The 22,193-nt window shown below is 44.4% G+C and carries 18 protein-coding genes; 5 read left to right on the top strand and 13 right to left on the bottom strand.

Features of this window, described 5'->3' with window-relative positions; genetic code table 11:
• Positions 1-256: 256 nt before the first annotated feature.
• From AACW90_RS15590 to AACW90_RS15580, 3 genes are all read left to right on the top strand, one after another.
• Complete coding sequence (locus tag AACW90_RS15590) at positions 257-1,552, top strand: MFS transporter (protein WP_390236170.1); 1,296 nt, start codon at positions 257-259, stop codon at positions 1,550-1,552.
• An 84-nt stretch (positions 1,553-1,636) separates the two neighbouring features.
• Positions 1,637-2,650: an ester cyclase gene (locus AACW90_RS15585; protein WP_390236167.1), complete on the top strand. Its 1,014-nt coding sequence runs from the start codon at positions 1,637-1,639 to the stop codon at positions 2,648-2,650.
• Between the two features lie 221 nt (positions 2,651-2,871).
• Positions 2,872-3,888: a LacI family DNA-binding transcriptional regulator gene (locus AACW90_RS15580; protein WP_390236164.1), complete on the top strand. Its 1,017-nt coding sequence runs from the start codon at positions 2,872-2,874 to the stop codon at positions 3,886-3,888.
• A 31-nt stretch (positions 3,889-3,919) separates the two neighbouring features.
• On the opposite strand, the gene AACW90_RS15575 is transcribed toward AACW90_RS15580, so the two are convergent.
• From AACW90_RS15575 to phnW, 9 genes are all read right to left on the bottom strand, one after another.
• Complete coding sequence (locus AACW90_RS15575) at positions 3,920-4,822, bottom strand: LysR family transcriptional regulator (RefSeq protein ID WP_390236162.1); 903 nt, start codon at positions 4,820-4,822, stop codon at positions 3,920-3,922.
• A gap of 9 nt (positions 4,823-4,831) precedes the next feature.
• Positions 4,832-6,577, bottom strand: coding sequence for a dipeptide ABC transporter ATP-binding protein (locus AACW90_RS15570; RefSeq protein ID WP_390236160.1), 1,746 nt, complete (start codon positions 6,575-6,577; stop codon positions 4,832-4,834).
• A 29-nt stretch (positions 6,578-6,606) separates the two neighbouring features.
• Positions 6,607-7,860 carry an ABC transporter permease gene (locus AACW90_RS15565; protein WP_390236158.1) on the bottom strand — a complete coding sequence of 418 codons (1,254 nt, stop codon included), beginning with the start codon at positions 7,858-7,860 and terminating at the stop codon, positions 6,607-6,609.
• Positions 7,861-7,863: 3 nt separating this feature from the next.
• Positions 7,864-9,042 (bottom strand): ABC transporter permease, encoded by a 1,179-nt coding sequence (locus AACW90_RS15560; RefSeq protein ID WP_390236330.1) that lies wholly within the window; start codon positions 9,040-9,042, stop codon positions 7,864-7,866.
• A gap of 105 nt (positions 9,043-9,147) precedes the next feature.
• Positions 9,148-11,196, bottom strand: coding sequence for an ABC transporter substrate-binding protein (locus AACW90_RS15555; RefSeq protein ID WP_390236156.1), 2,049 nt, complete (start codon positions 11,194-11,196; stop codon positions 9,148-9,150).
• Positions 11,189-11,923 (bottom strand): HAD family hydrolase, encoded by a 735-nt coding sequence (locus AACW90_RS15550; protein WP_390236154.1) that lies wholly within the window; start codon positions 11,921-11,923, stop codon positions 11,189-11,191. Before AACW90_RS15550 ends, AACW90_RS15555 begins: the two co-directional genes overlap by 8 nt.
• Entirely contained in the window at positions 11,904-12,773 is an 870-nt protein-coding gene (locus tag AACW90_RS15545; protein ID WP_390236151.1) for an alkaline phosphatase family protein, read from the bottom strand. The genes AACW90_RS15550 and AACW90_RS15545 overlap by 20 nt, the downstream gene beginning before the upstream one ends.
• Positions 12,774-13,028: 255 nt before the next feature.
• A complete protein-coding gene (phnX, locus tag AACW90_RS15540; RefSeq protein WP_390236149.1) occupies positions 13,029-13,847 on the bottom strand; it encodes a phosphonoacetaldehyde hydrolase in 819 nt (272 codons plus the stop codon).
• A gap of 54 nt (positions 13,848-13,901) precedes the next feature.
• Entirely contained in the window at positions 13,902-15,005 is a 1,104-nt protein-coding gene (phnW, locus tag AACW90_RS15535; protein WP_390236147.1) for a 2-aminoethylphosphonate--pyruvate transaminase, read from the bottom strand.
• Between the two features lie 285 nt (positions 15,006-15,290).
• Between phnW and phnR the strand changes: the two genes are divergently transcribed.
• Positions 15,291-15,995: a phosphonate utilization transcriptional regulator PhnR gene (gene phnR / locus AACW90_RS15530; protein WP_390236144.1), complete on the top strand. Its 705-nt coding sequence runs from the start codon at positions 15,291-15,293 to the stop codon at positions 15,993-15,995.
• A 35-nt stretch (positions 15,996-16,030) separates the two neighbouring features.
• The gene (locus tag AACW90_RS15525) at positions 16,031-16,936 is read left to right on the top strand and encodes an EamA family transporter (protein WP_390236141.1); all 906 of its coding nucleotides are present in this window, start codon (positions 16,031-16,033) and stop codon (positions 16,934-16,936) included.
• Between the two features lie 245 nt (positions 16,937-17,181).
• On the opposite strand, the gene AACW90_RS15520 is transcribed toward AACW90_RS15525, so the two are convergent.
• From AACW90_RS15520 to AACW90_RS15505, 4 genes are all read right to left on the bottom strand, one after another.
• Positions 17,182-18,210 carry a LacI family DNA-binding transcriptional regulator gene (locus tag AACW90_RS15520; RefSeq protein ID WP_390236139.1) on the bottom strand — a complete coding sequence of 343 codons (1,029 nt, stop codon included), beginning with the start codon at positions 18,208-18,210 and terminating at the stop codon, positions 17,182-17,184.
• Between the two features lie 3 nt (positions 18,211-18,213).
• Positions 18,214-20,040 carry a hypothetical protein gene (locus tag AACW90_RS15515; protein ID WP_390236137.1) on the bottom strand — a complete coding sequence of 609 codons (1,827 nt, stop codon included), beginning with the start codon at positions 20,038-20,040 and terminating at the stop codon, positions 18,214-18,216.
• 90 nt (positions 20,041-20,130) lie between these two features.
• Positions 20,131-21,228, bottom strand: coding sequence for an ABC transporter ATP-binding protein (locus AACW90_RS15510; protein ID WP_390236134.1), 1,098 nt, complete (start codon positions 21,226-21,228; stop codon positions 20,131-20,133).
• Between the two features lie 2 nt (positions 21,229-21,230).
• A complete protein-coding gene (locus AACW90_RS15505; RefSeq protein ID WP_347998088.1) occupies positions 21,231-22,193 on the bottom strand; it encodes a carbohydrate ABC transporter permease in 963 nt (320 codons plus the stop codon).

Below are 22,193 nucleotides of genomic sequence, written 5' to 3'. Positions count from 1 at the left end.
ATGAATTACTAGTCATCATCTAGCGTTTTTCATATAAAATTCTACGAATTTAACAGTAATCAGAGAGATTGTTAGGAAATGTAGATCATGGTCACATAATTCAATAGATTGGGTGCGTAGTCATTTTAAAGTCGATGCATGTCACGGTTTATCACATCAAGAAGTGTGTAATATTCACCCACTGGATGAGAGATGACAACTCATCGAACTCAAGAGATACACATTTATTAAACTTCAGACAGAGGATAAGTCGCTCATGACCGCTAAAATACACATGAACGAAGTGCCATTGATACAAAGAATACTCGCTTACTTAGCTATTTTAGTGGGCTATTTTTTCTACTGCTACAATTTTGTTATTGTAGATTATGTAAGGCCATATATTGTAGAAGCGTATGATGGCATTACTTTGGCCGATACTGCACAATTCTATACGTGGCAATCGGTAGGCGCACTAATTGGTGCATTCAGCTGTGCTTGGGTAGCATCAAATATTGGTAAAAAACCCACTCTTATCGCAATCACAGCGCTAAATGGTGGTGCAACCATTATTAATATGATGTTCACGGACTACACTACTTGGGCGTTAATGCGTTTCATCATCGGTATTTCACTTGGGGGTTACTTCACGGTAGCGGTATCGACAATGATTGGTTTGTTTGAGCCAAGCGTTCGTGGAAAACTGACTGCTTTTGCATCAAGTATGTTTTCGTTGGCATTGATGGTAATGGGTGCGTATGCAGCATTTATTACTAGTATTGATGCGCCATGGGAAAGCATTATGTGGATTGGTGGTATACCGCCGCTTGTGGCTGCGGGGGTGATGGTATTTGTACTTCCATCAGATAAGAAGGTAATAGCTTATGGCGAAGAAGACCAACAAGGCACTGAAGACGCACCAGCGAAGAAAGGTTCTTGGGCTGAGATGTTTAACAGCACCCATCGTAAGATAACCTTATCTTGTTTATTACTTGCTGGCCTTAACTTTTATGGCTATCAGTTCTTCGGTGGTTTCGTGACGACTTACCTAAAAGAAGTGCGCATGTTTGATGGCGCAACAATAGGTATTATATTCTCTATATCTGCATTTGGTAGTCTGTTCGGAGCTTGGGTTTGGGGAGTTATTGCCGACAAATATGGCCGAAAAGTTAATGCTTTTGGTTTTGTTATAGCGGGTGCTATGGCGGCGATCTTCTTCGTTGCACCGAGTGACGTATTCGTTGGTAGCGTGAACCTTCTCGCCTTGCTGGGTCTTATCTATAACTTTGGTCTTTCTTCAAGTGCGGTATGGGGCGGGTACTTCTCTGAGTTATTCCCTGCTCATCTTCGAAGCTTCGGTGCAGCACTATTCCATGGTGGTCGTATTATCGGAATGTGGGCGCCAATGGTGTTGGTATTCATCAAAGATCGCACCGATTTAACGACGGCCATGTGGGGATCACCAATCGTATGGGTTATTGCTGGATTAGTTTGGTTCTCACTTCCAGAAACACTGAAAGGCGGTATCTTTTATAAAAAGAAAGATTTAAACGAGCCAGCGACTAATCACTAAACCTATTTAATGCTATTCGTTTACTGAGCGAATAAGATTTCACTCAGTAAACGATATAAAGAATGACAATAACAGGATTGCCCAATGAGTAAATATCAAGAAACCAAGCGCATCGTCCGCAACTATTTTGATGCGATAGAAAATGCCACGTCAGAGTCTATTGCATCAGTGCTTAAAGACTACGTTAGTGACGACTACCTATGGCGTGGTGTATATCCATTTCGCGAGCAAAAAGGAGCCGATGCAGTCGCGGATACTTTTTGGGCGCCAATCTTAAAATCGATGAATCGCATGCAAAGGCGACAAGATATTTTCATTGGTGGCACCAATGAAATTAGTGGTGAGCAATGGGTGATGAGCATGGGTCATTTCATGGGGCTTTTCGATACTGAATGGCTTGGAATTCGACCAACAGGTAAAATGATGAACATCCGTTATGCTGAATTTACTTGTGTAGAGAATGGTAAAATCACGAAAACAGGTATGTTTATGGACCTTCTTGGTGTGATGGATCAAGCTGGCTGTTATCCACTTCCTCCGTCCACTGGCCGTCATTTTGTTTACCCAGGGCCTCGAGACCATAACGGATTATTGTTTGATGATGCTGCTGAAGAAGAGGGTGTAACAACTTTAGCGCTAGTCAATAAAATGGTCGACGACCTCAGCTCTTTAAATGATAGCGGTGCAATGGGTTGCCCTCCTGAAGTGCTGGAGAAAAGCTGGTCTAAAGATATGATCTGGTATGGCCCTTGTGGTATTGGTGCGTCTTATACTATTCCCCGTTACCAGCAACAACATCAACTCCCATTTCGGAATAATCTGACTGACAAGAAGTTTAATGGTCATGTATGTCGTTTCGCTGAAGGTAATTTCGCATGCTTCTTTGGATGGCCTAATTTGTCTAATACTCCGGTTGGTGGTTTTCTTGGTCTACCTGGCGGTGAGATCCGTGCAGACATGCAAGTCGTTGATGTATATTACCGTAAAGGCGACAAATTATCTGAAAACTGGGTATTAATCGATATACCATATTGGCTAAAACAACAGGGTGTGGATGTATTTGAGCGTACGCAACAAATTATGAACCCCGAACTTTAAATCTAAGCTATTTTGCTCTGATAATGTATAAAAACGCCCTTATAGCTGAGGGCGTTTTGATTTTTAATGCGTTATAGTGCTGTGAATTGACTTCAAAATTTAACTTATTGAACCTCTAACTCAGTGAAAAATATAAGATACTTAGAATAGAATCGAATGACTACGTAGTAGATAATTCTGTTACAATCAGCATGTACTGGAATTATGATGGTAATTGTGAAATGGCAGATAAGAACATAAGTGTGACGTCCAAAGATGTGGCAAAGTTGGCAGGGGTTTCTCAGTCTACCGTGTCTCGCGTATTCATTGATGGCAGTTCAACGTCTGAAAAAACGCGGATAAAAGTATTGGATGCAGCCAAATCGTTGAATTATCGCCCAAACGCCTTTGCTCGAAGCTTGACGACGAAAGAATCCAAATTAATCGGTTTAGTTTTTCCAGACACAGATTACCCAATCCATATGGAGACATTGCAACTGATCAGTGCCGAACTCCAAAGGAACGGTTATTCTGCGGTGTTAATCCCATGGGAACGTGATGATAGGAAACACCGTACAATACCAAATATCTTTCAGTACAAAGTAGATGGTGTTATTGCCGCATCAGCTCAATTTAATACCGCGATATATGAAGAATGTCAGAACTTTAATATACCTATTGTTCAATTTGCCCGAGTGGAAGAAGGAACGAAGTGTAGTTATGCTATTAGTGATAACTATGCCGCCGGATATAAAGCCGCGAATGAGTTTATTGAGCGCGGAGCAAAAAGGCCAGCCTATATAACGGGTGAAATCCCTACAGCCACCAACGCCGAACGTTTAGCTGGTTTTTCGGATGCGACGCGAGAACGACTTAATATAGAACCTGTCTATGTTGAGGCGAATTATGATTACAATCTGGCGCAAAATAAAATCAGGCATATGTTAACTCAACAAGACGCGCCAGATGCTGTATTTTGTGCAACCGATATTATTGCGATCTCATTGATGGATTTAGCCAGATATGAGTTGAACCTATCGATTCCGAATGAACTTCAAGTCATCGGCTTTGACAATATTCCACAGGCCGATTGGATGAGTTATCAACTCACTTCATTTAAGCAAGATTACAAGCGCCTTGCCCGAGAAACGGTAAAAATCGTCGTTAACCAGATACAAGAGCAGGACGATACTCTGGTAAAGTTAATGATTCCTGTTGAACTGATAGAAAGGAAGTCCTTAAAACCTAGGCAACGATAAAGGTTGCTTTGGCTTAGTAATCGCACTGCCTTTAGGGCGTAAATGACAATGAACCATCAGAATGACATCGTAATTCCAATGCCTGTTGGACAAAGTCTTTAATACCAGGTAAAACACTTCGATTTTTTAGCCAGGAAACGTGCTCTTCTACTACATTGTCTACCTCTTTAATCGGCCTAATACAAAAGCGCGAATCGGAATGTATGTCATTTTCTAAGACAAAACCTATCCCTAGGTTGTAAGCAACTGCCTCACAAATTTCCTGACGATTATCCATCACTATCGATGTATAGGGTTGTAAATTAAGCAGATTGAAGTAGTCGTCAACCACACTTTGAGTGCAGGTATACGGGCGAGAGTAGATGAGTGACTCACGTGAGAGTTGTTCAAATGAAACCTCTGAACACTGCGCAAGAGGATGGGCGAGGGGAATAATAGCGACAAGAGAATGGGTATGAAAAGGAAGTTTTGATACGCCTTTCAAATCGTCACGCATGGGACACAACGCGATATCAACTTCTCGCTTGAGTAGCAGATCACAACACTCTGCGGTCGGCGAAGAAATGAGCTTCAAAGTAACATCAGGAAAGCGCTGGCGAAATTGCGCGATCAGCGGCATAAAAACAAGCGTAGAAGCCGTGGCGACTTTCAAGGTTACATTTCCGGGGTGCTTGTCTGGGTTGGCTAATACATCGATTGCCTTGTCGAGGTCTTCGTATTGACAAGTGAGGTGGTAAAGTCGCTTACCCAACTCGGTGGGGTTAACCCCTTTGCTAAATCGCTCTAATAAAGGATACTCAAATCGACTTTCTAGCTTTCGGATTTGGGCGGTAACGGCAGGTTGGCTGACGTTAAGTTTTTCAGCCGCACGGCTAAAGTTACCGCATTTTACGATGGCATTATACGCTCGGATTTCAGAAAGAGAGTAGTCCATTGAAACCTCCTAAATTGCGCGCTTCATAACAATGGATTGACTCATTACTGGCGTCATGCTGGAGGCTTTACCCAACCTAACCACTTCCAATTGGTTTTTGTCTTTTCTCTGTTCCAAGAGTGATATCGAGGCGATCAGCTTCTGAGTGTAATCACGTTGAGGGGCGAGGAATATTTCTCGCACTGTACCTTGCTCCACTAACTCACCATTTTTCATTACACAGACCCAGTCACACAGGTTAGCAATAACACTCAGGTCATGTGAAATAAATAGAATAGTAATCCCCAGTTCTTCTCGAAGTTCCTTTAGCAAATTAAGGATTTCAGCCTGAATAGAGACGTCTAAAGCGGCGACAGATTCATCAGCAACAATAAACTTGGGTTTGCATACCAATGCCCGTGCAATACTGATGCGTTGCCTTTGACCACCAGAAAAAGCGTGTGGAAAGCGGCGTAGATGAGATACATCAATATGACAAAGTTTGGCTATCTCTATCACTCGTTGGTCCGTTTCTTCTCTATTTCGGGTCAATTTCATGGCTTCGAGTGGTTCTGCAATAATGTCTCGTACCGTCATTCTGGGGTTAAGAGAACTGTATGGGTCCTGAAAGACTATCTGCGCTACTTTAGCCAATCGGCTGCGCTTATATTTTTTCGTAGAACCAAACTCTATTGGTTTCTCTGTGCTGTGGTATTTCACCGTTCCATTGCTGATGGGGGACGCCCCAAGCAACGCTTTGCCCAACGACGTTTTTCCGGAGCCACTTTCGCCTACCAACCCAATTATTTGCCCTTGTGGTAGATCGAGAGAGATGTTTTTGACTGCGACAAATTTCTCGGTTTTTCGGGTGCTTCCTGACATCGTATAAGAGATGGATAGGTCCTTAATGCTGACCAAAGGATCCGGTTTGCTTTTCGGAGGCAGAGGTAGATCATTAAGGTGTGGTAGCGCATCAAGCAGTCGTTTTGTATAGATATGTTTGGGGGAAAATAAGACATCGTCGGCGGTCCCTTCTTCAACCACTTCGCCTTTGCGCATTACGGTGACATTATCCGCAATTTTGGATACAACACCGAGGTCATGGGTGATAAACAACATGGCCATGCCGTATTGCTCGCGAAGTTCCAGCATCAAGTCCAGTACCTGTGCCTGAATAGTTACATCCAATGCAGTAGTCGGCTCGTCAGCGATGAGCAGTTTTGGTTTCGTTGAAAGCGCCATCGCGATCATGGCGCGTTGACGCATACCACCAGATAGTTCAAATACGTATTGGTCAAAACGGGTCTCGGGGTCGGTAATGCCGACGCGTTCAAAAAGCTCTATTCCCTTTTTGCGCGCGAGGGCTTTGTCGTAGCCTAAATGGATCTGCATGGTTTGTATTATCTGATCGCTGATACGAATGGCAGGGGCGAAACTGGCCATGGGTTCTTGGAAAATCATCGAAACCGCGTTGCCTCGCACCAGTCTCAAATCTCGTCCCTGAAGTGCCAACACATTGGTGTCTTTGCCTTCATGGTTTAGCTGAATACGGCTTGGCTGTTGGATAATAGCGTTGCTTGGCATTAGGCGCATAATACTTTTTGCACTGACTGATTTACCAGAGCCACTTTCGCCGACCAGCCCCATTATTTCGCCTTGGTCTACTTTCAGGTTGATTCGATCAACGGCTCTTACTAAGCCTTCATCGGTTCGAAAATCGACAGTCAGGTCTCGAATCTCAAGTAGGCGTTTTTTGCTACTGATTAAATTAGTCATGTTATTTTCTCCGTTAACTGTACTGTCTATTATTTTTCAGAATATGGGTCGGCAGAATCTCGAAGCGCGTCGCCAACAAATACAAAAGCCATGATTAATGCAACAAAGAGCACCACAGGATAAAATTGCCACATCATGTTTTGTTGTATGTCTGGATCTTGCGCTTTCTGTAGTAACACACCTAGGCTGTTCACGGGTTCAGTGAGACCTAAGCCGAGAAAACTTAAACTGGTTTCTGCCAAAATCACATACGGGAAGTTGATCAGGGTATCGACGATAATGTAGCTAGAAAAACTCGGCACCAAATGACGCCATATAATACGCCACGTGCTGGAGCCACAAAGCTGTGCGGCGAGCACGTAGTCTTGGTTGCGCTCGGTCAAAATATGAGTGCGAAGGCGACGTCCCAAGGTCGCAAAATCCAATGCACCTATCACGACAGCGATAGCAAAATAACGCTGAGTTGCATCGAGTTCTAGTTCGGAAAGGGCAACGGCACAGGCGAGGTAAATAGGGATAGACGGGATGACCCGAACCGCCTCGGTGATGCTCATCATCACCGCATCCACCTTGCCGCCAAAGTACCCACTGACTCCCCCAACAAGCAGCGACACCAGCAGTTTCACGATAAGAGCGACAATGGCAATACTGATGGTGACCCAGATAGCGTGAAGGGTTCGGCTCAGCACGTCTTTTCCATCTTCATCGGTCCCCAATAGGTGTATCTGTCCTTGCTCAACACCGAAAAAGTGCCTGTCCCATTTGAGGTTAAACTCATAGCCTAGAACGGTGAAATCTATCAGTTGGTATTCCCAGCCTTTGAAAAAAAACTGAAGATAGCGACGCTGATCGGGGTCGGTAATGAACTTGTTCTGACTTGAAGAGGTAAGGGCATCGCCAGAGGTGAGCGCATCTAATGCGGCCAGATCGCCACCCAGAGAAGAGAGATCAAGTGTGGCTTTCTCTTTGTGGTAGCTGTAGGTAAACGGCCTCAATGAGAAGCCATTTTCGTCCCAGAAATAGACAACCTGTGGGGCGCCTCGGCGATACTCTACGTTCGCGCCACGAATCGTTGGGTCATTGGGTGCGAAAAACGGGGCAAAAAAGCCAAGCATCACGAGTGAAAATAAGATCCAAGCCGCAATAACGCCACTGGTTTTACTTTTAAAGCGGGCTTTTATTAGCGCCATCTGTCCTGCGGTGTAATAGGCGTCATCTGCCTGCGTCTTTTTTTTCTTACGACGGAGTATCGCTGTAAATGGTCTTGTTAATTTACGAATCATTGGTTATTTCCCCAGTACGCTTTGTCTAACCCGAGGGTCGACAGCGGCTAACACAACATCGGTAATAAAATTCATCGCTATCACGACAAGCGCTACTAGAAATAAGATTGCGGCGGCGAGTTCCTGATCATTGGTCATTGAAAGCGCTTCAATTAACAGAGCGGCCGCATCGGTAAGGCCGATCACAATGGCGACAATTGGTAGGTCATTAAATACCCGTTGAAAGTCAAATCCGATGCTGTTAAACAGGGGGCTAATTGAATGACGAACCGGGTAACCGGCCCATAACGCCATACCATCAACGCCTCTGGCGCGTGCGGCATCGACATAAAGTTTGTTTGACTCATCAACCACCAGCGCTCGTACGGTTTGAAGCTGTAATGCAGTGGCAGACCAACCAATAACGAATATTGGCAACCATATATGGTTTAGAAAATCGCCTAACTTTCCATAGGAAAAACCCGTTTCGGTAAACCATGCGACCCCTTGCCATTCGTCAGAATAGAGCCCAGTTGGGGCCGGCTCGCCAGCGAAGACATAGATAAGAATAATGGTGAGCGCCAATAGAAAGTTCGGCAGCGCCAACCCTAGATAACTAATAATACGAAGCTGCAAGTCGACCAGTTTTTTCAATGACAACCCAAGTGTATTGATGACTCGTTGTCGAACTGGGTGTTGCGGGTTTTTGTCTGTCCACGACTTATTGATGGTAAAAGCCGAAAAAATACCAAAGGGAACCGCCACCAAATAGGACAGGAAAAGTGCCGCAAGACAAAAGCTAAGGCTCATCCAAAATCGGTCGCCCAGAGCAAGGTTAACGGACTGACGTTTAGCACAGCTAAAACCCAAGTCCCCGCGCAATGTTAAGTCAGTCACCCATTTCCCCCAACGTAAAGGCAGCGGTTTGTCCAATCCCATCCGAGATCGTTCCGCGTCAATATCTGCCTGTGTAATGGTTTCACCTTGCGTGTTTTTGTAGGCAATATACTTTTCAGCGCAGTCACCAGGCAGGGCTTCCATTAGCGAAAACACAATGGCGCTTACTATCAGCAAAGTAGTCAAGGCCAAGACATAGCGGTTGAATACGTAGTTGAAATATTGACTACCGCGTCCGCGAATAAAGAGGAAACCACCTATCAAAAGCAGTATCCAGAACAGCCACGTTTGCGAAAGAAAACTCATCACTTTGCTCACCTTTAAATACAATACAAACCAAAAATGACATGGGCTTCCTTGCCCATGTCTACGCGCTTATTTTTCGTTATGTTTTACTGTTAACGACGTGAATTAATTGCTTGCTTCATCCAAGTACCATTGCGTTGGTAGATATGGATATACGCGGTAGTAATCATAAGAAGAGGTTTTAGGAACCGAGAAATTAACTAGTTTTCGATTGTGGTAGATTGGTGCTACCGCTTTTACCGTGCCGATAATAAATAGGTCGGAAACTACTTTCTCTGCTATTTTTTTGCCAAGCTTATTTGACTCTTCAGAGCCAGAAGGCAGAGTGACAAAGCGATCCGCCATGACCTGCATTTCGTCCACTGTTTTCGGTGGCTTCACACCTTCAGCGCCGTTGGTCTCTCTATACTGAGACCAAAGCATGCCTGTACGTAGGCCGAAAAAGTTGTCGTAAGGAGGCAATAAGTTTTCATTGTTACTCGCAATAGTGGCAAGAGGTCGTCCCATCACCCAGACCAGAACCGACAAGTCGTTCGCGGTTTGCGAGTTACGATATTCATCAGATGTTACCTCTTTGATGGTGGTTTTTACGCCCACATCCACCCAGTTTGCGGCGACGATCTCTACCACCTCTGTTGCTGCGCCTTGCGTTGCGTATTGAATGGTTAACTCAAATTTCTTGCCGGATGGTAGGTCACGGAATCCGTCACCGTCTTTATCTTTAACGTCGGCTTTGTCTAGCAGATTTTGAGCCTGTTTCTGGTCAAACTCAGTCCATTTGGTTTTAAGTTCTTCAGTGACGAAGTTAGCGGTATCGGCATCAAATGCCGTGTATTGCGTCGGTTTGCCGAGTTTGAAGTAAGCAATTTCATTGATGTAGTTGCGGTTGATGGCAACGGACATCGCTTGACGGAATTTAACGTCGTTGAAAACGGCTCGTTTCTCTAAGTCTTTGTCGGTCAGGTTAAAGGCAAAGGTCGTTTCACCCATTGTTGGACGCAGACTGACGTTGTAATTACCCATATCGCGATTCTCAAGCAGCACAGGAGCAGCAGGAAGATTGACCGACTGAGATTTGTAATCAACTTCGCCTGCGATTAGCATGGTTGTTTGAATATTTTCATCACCAATATAGACCTCTTTGATCTCATTGATATACGGCAACTGATTACCAGCGGTATCCACTTGGAAGAAGTAAGGGTTCGCTACCAGACGACGGCCTTCGAGTGTGTCTTCTACAACTAAATGGGACTCAAGTGTCGGCGCAATACCGGTGTACCCAGCGGCGGCGAGTCGCTTGGATGCGGCCTCGTCTTTTAGCAACGGTGTAGGAATATCTTTCCAATCTGATTGGCCGTAATAGAAGTGAATGACATCGTAACCGCTGTCGAATCCTAGTGATTTTGCTAGCTTGTCGGCGTCTTTGTTGAAGTCTGGGTGGAATCTGCTCAAGAGATGCTGTGGCTGGAAAGGTTGCGCATAATCAAGCGCAAAGTTCGTTAGCAACCCTGGCTTTGGCGCGTTTGTTGTGAAGCGGATAGTGGTATCGTTAATCGCTTCAACTTTCATCTTCTTGCCTTCTGAAAGAAAACGTTCTTTTGGTTTCTCGATGATCTCACTGTTCATTAGGATATCGTTGTACCAAAACGCAATATCTTTTGCTGTAAATGGTTTGCCATCAGACCATTTATGCCCTTTTCGTAGGGTGATGGTTAACTGAGTGAAGTCATCATTCCACAACCAAGACTTCGCGACATTAGGCACTATCGTTTCAAGATCATCATTAAAACGGACCAAGTTTACGTGGCGAATGGAAAGCAAATCTGAGGTGCCAGATTCGGTCGCCTTAGAGATGCCATCTAACACACCACCGTAATTGCCGATGCTAAGATAAGGCGCTATAACCAATGGCTCCGACGGTAAGCGTTCACTTAATGGTGCGAGTGTGGGGTTACCGGCAATACGTTGATTAAGTGCGTTGATATCGGGATTTTCTCTAAAGGAAAGGCTGCACTTGTACTGTGCTTCAAACTCAGCTTTTTCAAATAGGTGCGGATATTGGCCGCCTGCATCCTTGCCTGCAACGTTAGGACATGCTGCCATGGCTTGGCTTGATAATAGTGCCAACGCACCAGCGAACATCAGTCTAGACATTGTGTGTCTCCAGTTGTGTTAAATGAGTATGATTTGAATGATTTACGTTATGTAATTGCGGTTTTTCCCAGCGGACTATTTTCCAGTTTTGCTGAGTTGCGATCTGTCGCAACTGCGTGTCCGGGTTAGTAGCGACCGGATTGTCGATAAGCTGCAACAGAGGTACATCGTTAATAGAGTCGGAGTAAAAATACGCCCCATCCATTGTTTCATTATGTTTAGCTACCCACGCTTGTAGACGGCTGATTTTTCCATCGCGAAAGGATGGTGTGCCTTTGATTTTTCCGTTATAGAAGTCGTTTCCGTTGTTATCCACGTCAGTTTCAAGCTGGATAGCTAACACATGGTCTACACCGAGCAACGTGGCTATCGCTGTGACGATGAATTCTGCGGTTGCAGAGACGATCACTATCGTATGGCCTTGTTCCTTTAACTGTATAAGTAATTCCACCGCTTCTGGATAGATGACATGACTTATATGATCGGTTAAAAAAGTGGGTAAAAGCGCATCAATATCCTCGACCGAATATTGCCTTAAGGCATCAACAAAGAAGGCAATATAGTCATTAATATCCAGTTGCCCAGAGTTGTAGAGGCGCATATAGGCGGCATCTTTTTCTACAAAATTGGCATCGATTAATTGATGCTCAACGAGATACTGACAAAACAGAGAAGCGCTATCGGCGGCTATCAAGGTTTCATCTAAATCAAAAACGGACAATGTCATCTCTACCCTCTGATTTAATAAATGAAGCGGTCATGTTTTTCTGATGCTCAATGCCTAGCAACTGGCATATCGTGCCGCAGATTTCAGTTTGCTTTGGTTCGCATTTGTCACTGTGAGAAAATGAGTCGCCAATAACGTAAAGAGGAACCATACGTTCACAACTAAGGGTGCCGCCGTGGCTTTTGTCGTCATTCATGCCATGGTCTGAGGTGATAAGGATTTGATAACCTTCGCTTATCCAGCAAGCAATATGGCTGGAGAGTGTTACGTCGGCTTTTCTTGCTGTGTTTCGGTAATGAGTACTGTCAAACCCCGCTTTGTGTCCTGCATCATCTATATTCATTGAATGAATTAAGAGAAAGTCTGGGTTATAAACCCGGCGAAGAGATTCAGCATCAAGAAATAGATGGCTATCTGGATAATGGTCTTCATGATAAAAACAGCCGTGTTGGATCTGTAGTTCTTCGTCATGGGTATGACGGTCTTGTACAGGGTTATAGGGTGCATGATTATACAATTCGCTCATCCAATGATAGGCGGCCGCGGCTGTTGTTCGTCCTTGCGATTGAGCAAGGCTAAAAACGCTTTCTTGATTAGAACGACGAACAACGTTATTGCTAATCACGCCGCTTTCAACCGGTGTGGCGCCCGTCAATATTGTTTCATACAAAGGTCTGGAGCTAGAAGGCAACTCTGCCTGTAAGCGATACAAGGTTGCTTTATTTGACTCAACCAAAGCCTGAAGATACCCCATACAACTTTGGCTGGTATCGAACGCTAATCCATCCAAAATCACGAGAATAACTTTAGGCGTGGATTGCTCTATTGTTGAATCGTTTGGTCTTTGCATAAAAGACATCATTACCACCCGAACATGTACATGGTGTACACATTATTAATTTGATGAATAAATACTAAGCAAACAATGTGAAGCTTTCGCTACAGCTATAAGATATTTTGTTGACGATAATATTATTTAGGCTATCGCTATAAGTAGGCTTTATAGTTGGTCATAAAACTGACATAACCACCTGAAAAACAGGTGGTTTGAAATGGTGATATATTGATCTGGGTTTAGAGAGAGTGGCGGAGGTAAAAGACGAGATTAAGGGCGCTCTCCTGCGAGTATGCGATTATTAATCGCTTCCACTACTTTAGGAAAATCAGAGATAGTGTCTATAAGGTAATGAGGGGATGATTTTTGCAGTCGAGCGCGCGCTTTTTCACGAACGATATCTAACGTATTGTCATCTGCTGCCAAATATTCTTCGTAAGTTAACCCGGCTTCGTTACCGGAAAGCAGTAATCCCACCGTCCACATGCCTGCATTATGGCCTTCTTCAATTCCGGGAATAGCGTCGTCAACTTTAATGCACGCTGCCACGCTCGTTACGCCCAACTCGATAACGTTTTGCAGCGCCATGAATGGTGATGGTCGACCACCGTGCGGCAGGTCATCTGTGGCGACAATACAATCGGGTTTATAGCCGTAATCTGCGGCGGAAGGGGTCAACACATCCATAATCTGTCTTGGATAACCGGAACACGATCCTATCTTTATACCCGCGGCTTTTAAGCCCTCTACCACGTCAATGGCATTAAGGATCGGAGTGGCGTGGTCCGCTACTTTGGCTTTTTGCAACGGCATGAATGCGGCATAGATAATGTCGATTTCATCATCTGTCATCGAACGGCCAAACCTCTCTTTCCAACGAGTATCGACTGAAGGCAGCTTTCCAACCGCGCGGATGTGATCCCATTTGCCTAATCCCATAGGTTCGCGCGCTTCTTTTAGGTGTACTTCAAAATCGAAACCCTGCTTGAAGGCCTCAACAAAAACCGTGGTTGGCGCAAATGAACCGAAGTCGACAATCGTGCCTGCCCAATCAAATATAACAGCCTGAATTGGAGATGGATTATTCATGATGGATCCTTAAAGTGAGTTTATTAATAGCCAATAGGTATCGAATACACGTGATCAGCTGACATTCCAGATCATAACCGAACGTATTGCGTGAATAAGGCGGTCAATATCTGCGGGATGTACATCGCCTATATTGCCGATTCGAAAGCAGTCGGCGTTAGAGACTTTTCCGGGATAGATAACAAAGCCTTTGCTCTTGAGGTGATCGTAAAAATGCCGGAACTGGTATTTGGGGTCGATAGGAGAATGAAACGAGGTGATAATTGGGGAGTGTAGCTCATCATCCAATAAGGTTTCGAAACCGAGTGAACGCATACCCTCTACTAACGTTGTTTGATTAGTGCGATAGCGTTGATAACGTGCTTCGATGCCCCCTTCATTTTCTAGTTCAATCAGCGCTTGATAAAAAGCGCGAACGGTGTGTGTGGGGGAGGTAAAACGCCACTTGCCATGATTTACCTCCATGCATTGCCACTGATCGTAGAGGTCTAAGGTGAGTGAACGAGCAAGGCCTTTGCATCGTTCAAGACAGGTTCTCTTCGCAATAACAAAACCAAACCCCGGCACCCCCTGAATGCATTTATTGGCCGAGCTAATCATAAAATCTATGTCGAGTTCCGCGATATCCATTGGTATACCGCCAAAGCTCGACATTGCATCAACAATTACTTGCTTATCGAAGCGCTTTGCAAGATTCGCTATATCGGCAATGGGGTTGAGCATGCCAGTGGTGGTTTCACAGTGAACGACCACAACATGGGTAATGGCGGCATCCGTTTCTAATATCGCTTCCATTTCTTGCAAGTTAGGTTGAGACGTTTCTCCGGGAGAAACAACGTGGCATGGAATGTTGAGAGTGTGTGCAATTTGTGCAATACGAGCACCATATGCGCCATTATCGACAACCAACAGTTTGCCTTGATTATCGACGACGCTGCCAATGGTTGCTTCTACCGATGCGGTACCACTGCCCTGCATCAATACACTGGTGTATCCCTCATGTTTAGTCGCGAGTGCCACTAACTTATGACGAATCACCTCTACAATCCCTTTATTATAATCATCGTCCCAAGTACACCAATCCTTGAGCATGGCCTCACGAACGGTTGATGAAGTAGATAAAGGCCCCGGGGTTAGAAGTAGATATTCGTTTTTCATATTATCCTCTTATTGGACTACACCAGATTTGAGTATTACTCTACCAAGTTAAATTTGACGACGTAAATAGCTAAAAATGGAATTCATAAAACATTAACCTCAATGAAATAAACACTTGTGAAAAAAGAGGTGTATTTAAATGGCAAATTATTTACCAAAATGATTGTTTTATTTTGCGCAAGGAATCATTATGTTTTAAATTATCAGTTAGAATGTCAATCTGGTTAATACCAGAATGATATCGCCGGCATCAGGTTAGAATTAAGTTAAATCAGAGGGTAGATCGTGCAATATATAAAAATTAAAAACGTTATCGTTGAGCAAATTGAGTCTGGACTGTTACCGTCACGCCAGAAACTGCCTTCTGAACGGAAGCTTGCCGAATCTTTTAATACAACGAGGGTTACCTTAAGAGGGGCTCTTTCATTGCTGGAAGCGGAAGGGCGAATTTATCGAGAAGATCGACGTGGTTGGTTTATCTCGCCAGAGCCTCTTCGTTATGACCCAACACAGACGCTAAATTTTTATAATATGGCTTTAACGCAACATCGTGTACCGAAAACAGAGTTGGTTTCCGCCGCCGCGCTCCTTGCGACAAAGCAAGCGACGAGGCTGCTTAAGTTGGACCCATTCTCCGATGTATACCGGATTGACCGGGTACGCTATCTGGAAGACAGGCCAGTTGTGTATGTAACAAACTTCGTTCGACCAGAGCGATTCCCCAACTTACTCGATTTTGATTTATCTCAATCGCTGACCGATATCTACCGCGACCATTTCGGTATTGAATATCATAAGGTTCAGTACCGTATCGTTACCACAACGGTGCAGGATGAAATAGCGCAAGCTTTGCGAGTCAGACCTGGCTCTCCGGCTATGTTAGTGGAACGGAAGAATTATGATCAACAAGATGAAATCATCGATTGCGATATCGAATACTGGCGCAATGATGCTATCTGTATCGAGTCTATTGCACATATTGAACGATAGGCTGTTTGGTAGTAGATAATAAATGGAATTTTTTTATGGCTTTCTGGCCAAGTATCATCGTTATTGTGTCTGCAATTATGCATGCAGGTTGGAACGTTTTAGGTAAGTCTAATAGCCATTCCAGAATGGCATTTTTCTTAGCCTCAAGTGTGACGGCTGCGCTTATTTTAACGCCTTATCTCATCTGGTTTGTTGTTATCGTTGGCATCGAAGCACTGGAAAATGACTTCTGGTTATTGCTTATTAGTAGCGGTGTTTTTCAAATGATTTATCTGCTCGGGCTCGCCAATGCCTACAGACAAGCGGATATCTGTGTTATTTATCCTATTGCGCGGGCGTTGCCTGTTTTGATGGTAGGGTTTGGAACGGTACTGATGGGGTATTCATTGTCATACAATGAATGGTTCGGTTTCATTCTCATTACCGTTGGTTGTCTGTTTGTGCCGTTGTCTCAATTTGGTGAGCTGAAACTGAAGGCGTATCTCAATTTTGGCGTATTCTGGGCGTTATTTGCCGCGATAGGGACGACAGGTTATTCGATTATAGATAAAGAGGCGCTCTCGTATCTCAATATTTTGGTGTCAAATCAGTCGCCTTCGTATTATTCAGCCGTGTTCTATTTGGCGATCCAGTATTGGGCGATCTGCGCGTCGTTATGTTTCTGGTTACTTTTATCCAACAATAAGCAGGAATTTATAATCGCTTGGTCGATAAGAAAACGCAGTGCTGTTGCTGGGATAATGATGTCTTCAACCTATGGTTTGGTACTTTTTGCTATGACGATGACTGATAACATTAGCTATGTTGTGGCGCTTCGCCAGATAAGTATCGTTTTTGGTTTAGGGATGGGGATCTATTTTTTGAAGGAAAAATGGTACTTAACCCGAGGCGTTGGCGTGGCCTGCATTACGTCTGGGCTTATTATTGGGCTATGTTTTTAGTGTATTAAAGCAGAGTGATGATGCCAATTATTTGAGAATTAATCGTCATCGTCACTTTCGTGAAAACGTAATGCTGTTCGGTTAGTGCTAAATACTTCGTCATTCCCGTGAAAACGGGAATCTTGGTGATGTGAGGTCCCCACTTTCGTGGGGATGACGCTGGTTTTTTCATGGGGATGACGCTGGTTTTCGTGGGGATGACGGAGTTTGATGTTTTAAGTGCAGAAGCGATATCTAGTACTGCATTACTTAACGTCCATCTCTTCTGTATTTACTTGGGCATCGGATTGTCGTGCGACGATCTCAGCTTGATACCAGTTTTGAACCTCATATGTTCGTTTTTCTAGTTTGTTAAGCATGAGTTTCGCCATTGCTTCGCCGACACCGTGAGTCTCGTATTTTAGAGACGTAATGGACGGTTTTGCGTAACGGCTGTGTTCGTAATCGCCGTAGCCAGCAATGGCGACATCTTCGCCGGGTCGGTAGCCTAATTCTTCACAGGCAGCTATTGTGCCGAGTGCCATTGTGTCGTCTGCACATAAAATTGAGGTTGGACGTTTGGCCAACGACATCACTTCTTTGGTCATTTTCATGGCCGCCCCTTCGTTGAGGTCACCATTCAATAGCCAGCGATTATCGGTTGGTAATTTGGCTTCCTGCATGGCTTGTAAGTACCCCTGTTGACGGGCCTTAGATAGCGTCAATTCTATCGGCGCATCAAGGAAAGCAATACGTGTATGCCCTAACGCTATTTGACGCTTGGTTAACTCATAAAAGGCGTGTCGGTTATCGACGTCCACAAAACTGTCGGTAGGGAAACCGGTATCAAAACCGTGGCAAACGTAAGGGAATTGATGTTTTTGCAGCATCGCGATGCGTTCGTCATTGCTACGCGTACGAACAATGAACAACCCATCAACCAAGCCGCTGGTTATAAAATCTAGATAGACCTGTTGCTCGTCCTGCCATTCAGAAATGGTTGTCACGATTAACTGATATTCATGCTTGGCTAAGAATGCAGCCGCGCCTGCTAATACCTTAGAGAAAGCAGGAGAGACAAACATTCTAGAACTTGCCGGTAGTATAATGCCGACATTTCGTGATTTACCTGAGGCTAAACGCTTAGCAGTAGGGTTTGCTTTATACCCAATCTCTTGAGCCGCTCGTAATACCTTTTCTCGAGTGTCTGAATTTACATCTGAGTATCCATTCAACGCTCTAGAGACCGTTGATTTGGATATGCCTAGATGCTCAGCAAGTTTCTTAATGGACATAAGTTACCCTAGATTTAATAAACAGTTAGACAATACATCGTGTGCTTCTAATGGAACCTGCGTTTCCAATAAGCTGTCGTAGTATTCGTTCCAACCCTTGAGGTTAGCCTCAACCTGTGATGATAATGAATTTTCACAATAATCTAAACACTGAGTGAGTCGTAATGCGCCACTATCAAGATAATCTGAACATTTAACACTGCCTTCAAGCATAAATCGTATCAAAGCAAGCGTTACTGGGGTTTGCGAAACAAACGTACCGGTAAACGGGTAAAGTTTCTCTTTGATGGCCGTTAAATCAATAGAATGACTATTTGCGTAGGCGCTGAACAACAAGATTCGTTCAATATCGCCTAACGCCTTTCCTGCTTCTGCGACCTGCATTGCTCTTCCAGCAAAGGCATCTTTGTCGTGTCGCATGATGAGACCCGGTCGATGGCTATAAGCCAAATATTGGTCGTCAATCGGGTTCGCTAAGACCGACAGGATGAAGGCTTGGTCTTCAGCTCGATGGATAAATGTTGGGGTAAAAGGACGGTATTTGTAGAGTGCTTTAATGGTAATGCCGTTTGTTCCCCCCGTGACATGTACACGCTGAATATCATGTCGCTTACTCAGGATCTCTTCTTCTGTTGAGATGGCTTGTGGCCAGCGAGCACAGAATAACTGTTCATATATGGCGTAGTCACTGCCATCTGGAACCTTAACGTCCGCAGTGAATAAGCCTTTGTGAGCATCGGACTCATTGACTAATCCGCCCGCTAGCAACCCTAGGTGCACGGAATTGCCTTCCGCATCTACGCCATCTGCTCCCCAGTTTGATTGAATCATAAGCTCAAACGCTGATCGGCCCGTTTCCTGAATGAGCATTGCTTGGTCAAAGACTTGGTCCAAATCTATCTTAAAGGTGGTGTTAAGTTGTGGGTTGATGGTCTGTTGCCATAAGGGAGCTATGGCTTTAAGAAATGTATAATGTCGGCCGTATGCTCCGTTTACACCAAAGACATCTTTTAGTTCCGTCGACGCGCATGGGAAAGCCGCAGCTAATACGTCTTGGCATTCACGCTCGCTAAATAATGCCACCTGAATGTGCTTTAATTTAAGGTGTGTTCGAATCTCATATTCTACGTATTCTTTAGCGATGTTTGCTAAAGAAGGGTGAGTCACTGAGCAAGACAACACAACGGTCAGTTTTTGTTCTTCTGTCATATTGCCGCGCTTTATCTCGATTGATAATGCGCTATCCAAGTGTTTTAAGCCGTAAAGGATCTCATTCTCGTTGGCGTGAATGCCGACAGGAATTGGATGGTCGTACCAATACTCTTGTTGTTCTTGTTGGGCTAGCTGAACGGTTTGATGGAATGGTTTACCCAAATCGATATGTTGAATGTCATCATTCTCTAGAGGAACCGTCAACAAGATGTTGCTTGTCAATAATAGCTGTTCGGCGACATTGGATAGAAGGTTGTGAGGTTTTTTAATATCACGGAGAGTGCGTGCTGCTTGAATTCTATCTCGTACAGCGATGGGGTTTGTTTCACAATCGATCGCTTCGGGACTGAACATCGCCCAGAAAGGGTGGGTGCTATCAGGTATAGAAATACCGACTAATTCTTGTTCGATTTTTGGTAAACATCGCTGAGCAAACTGAATAACCGGGTGATCACTGTTTTGCTCTATCAGTGATACTGCAGGAATGAAGGCTTTATGTTGCGGAGATTGCGCGATAAACCAAGCGTGACATAGTTGACTTGATAGGTCTTTAGCGTGTTGTAGCGAAAACGTATTCGTGGTGTTCAGTCGTTCACATATGTCGGTTAATAATGACATGGGTTAATCCTGTGAACCCCCTTTGTGAGCAAAGGGGGGAGGGGAGCAAAGGTTATAGGTGAGTGACCAGCCTATAAACAAGTAAAAAGATCAGAGACGTTGCTCGGTATCGTTGTCAAAAACCAACACACGGGAAAGGTCGACGATGAGGTCCATTTTTTCGCCCCGTGTCAATTCTGAACGCAGATCGAGTCGCGCTTTTATCGGCCCGTCACCCAGTGTGAATAGCACCTCTTTATCGAAACCCATTGGTTCAATGAGATCGATGGTTACTTGATTGAAGGTGAAGTTCTCTTCGCTTTCGCCAAAGAAGCTTTTGTCATTAAAGAAATCTGGGCGTATACCGACTTTTACGTCTAAACCATGTTCTGGAATATCGTTCTTGTATGCAACGCTTGATAGTTTCTCACGTGGAAGGTCATAACCCCCAATATGTAAGGAGTCGTTATACAGTTTACCTTGCATTATGTTCATGGATGGTGAACCAATGAATTGGGCCACAAATATATTCACAGGGTTGAGGTAGATCTCCATAGGCGTGCCCGCTTGAGCGATATGACCGTCATGAAGGACCACAACTTTGTCTGCTAATGTCATGGCTTCTACTTGGTCATGGGTAACATAGACACTCGTACGACCAAATTTGTTATGGATCTTGCCAATCTCTGTACGCATGTGTCCACGAAGCTTTGCATCTAGGTTTGAAAGCGGTTCGTCAAACAGAAACACATCCGCTTCACGAATAATGGCTCGGCCCATCGCGACGCGTTGACGTTGTCCACCGGAAAGATCTGCGGGCTTGCGATCTAATAGCTCGTCAAGTTGCAGCATTTCAGAGACTTCGACAAGGCGACGTTGAATCTCTGCTTCGTCAACCTTTAGTCGTCGAAGGGCAAAGACGATATTCTCTTTCACAGATTTATGCGGGTATAGCGCATAGTTTTGAAAGACCATAGCAATGTTTCGGTGTTGTGGTTCGACATCGTTGACGACTTTGTCACCAATAATAATTTCGCCTGAAGTGGCTTGCTCTAAACCGGCAATCATTCGTAATGTTGTTGATTTGCCACAACCAGAAGGGCCGACGAGCACAACAAATTCACCATCTTCGATCTCTAAGTCTATGCCTTTCACTACTTTCGTTTCGTCGTAGTTCTTAACGATATTTTTAAGTTTTATAGAAGCCATGATTAACCCTTAACGCCGCCTTCAGTATTTCCGCCTTTCATAAAGCGAGATGCAAATAAGAAACAAACTACAATTGGTGCAAGAGTCAGCATTGATGCCGCCATGATCCGATCCCAAATTGCATTTTTCGATACAAATAGTTCTTGCAAAGCAAGTGGTAGAGTGTGGAACTCTGGGTATTGCTTTAGGAATACTGATGCAAACAAGTACTCGTTCCAACCGATGATGAAACAGTAGATAAAGACTGTAGCCAGCATAGGTAAAGAGAGCGGTAAGACTACTTTGATAATGGCTTCCGTTCTGGAACAACCATCCATCATTGCGGCTTCTTCGAGTGCCACCGGAATACCACGGAAATAGTTACCAAGCATATACATGCCGACGGGCAGTGTCTGAACTATATAAATGAGGAAAAGACTGAATACACTTCCCCACATAGACGACGCTAACCCTATGTTCATGGCCATTTGATAAAGTGGCACCATCAATAACACGCCACCGACCATATACACGAATAGGACAGAGCGCTGTATGACTACCTTGCCTTTGAAACGGAGCCGACTGATGGAATACGCGCCCATGACAGCAAAGATAAGAGAAATCGTTGCCGCACCTACTGAGAACATCACGCTGTTCAACATGTACTTTCCAAATGGAAACAGGTTGTCGTTAGCGGTGTATTTCGCTGCAATCGCCTCTTTTTTTGCTTGAGGCAGCTTTGGATTATCGAGTATTTTTTGAATCGCAACAGGTATTTTGACCTCTTGCGTTTCGGTTAACCCGAGCAACTCTTTATAGGCCTCAAGGTTGATAACCTGAGGGATAAGTGATGGATTACCCCAGTCAAACTGGTGCTTGAGAGAAGTAGAGAGGATTTGGGCAAAGGGAAGTAAACTAAAGCTTACTAATAATCCCACTGCTAAGACGAATCCAAGGCGTCCTTTTAATGATCGTTTTCCTAGCAT

The sequence above is a fragment of the Vibrio frigidus genome (genome assembly GCF_042465995.1).
Classification (GTDB): Bacteria; Pseudomonadota; Gammaproteobacteria; order Enterobacterales; family Vibrionaceae; genus Vibrio.
Note: the sequence above shows the minus strand (reverse complement) of the source record. Positions and strands in the feature narration are given on the sequence as shown.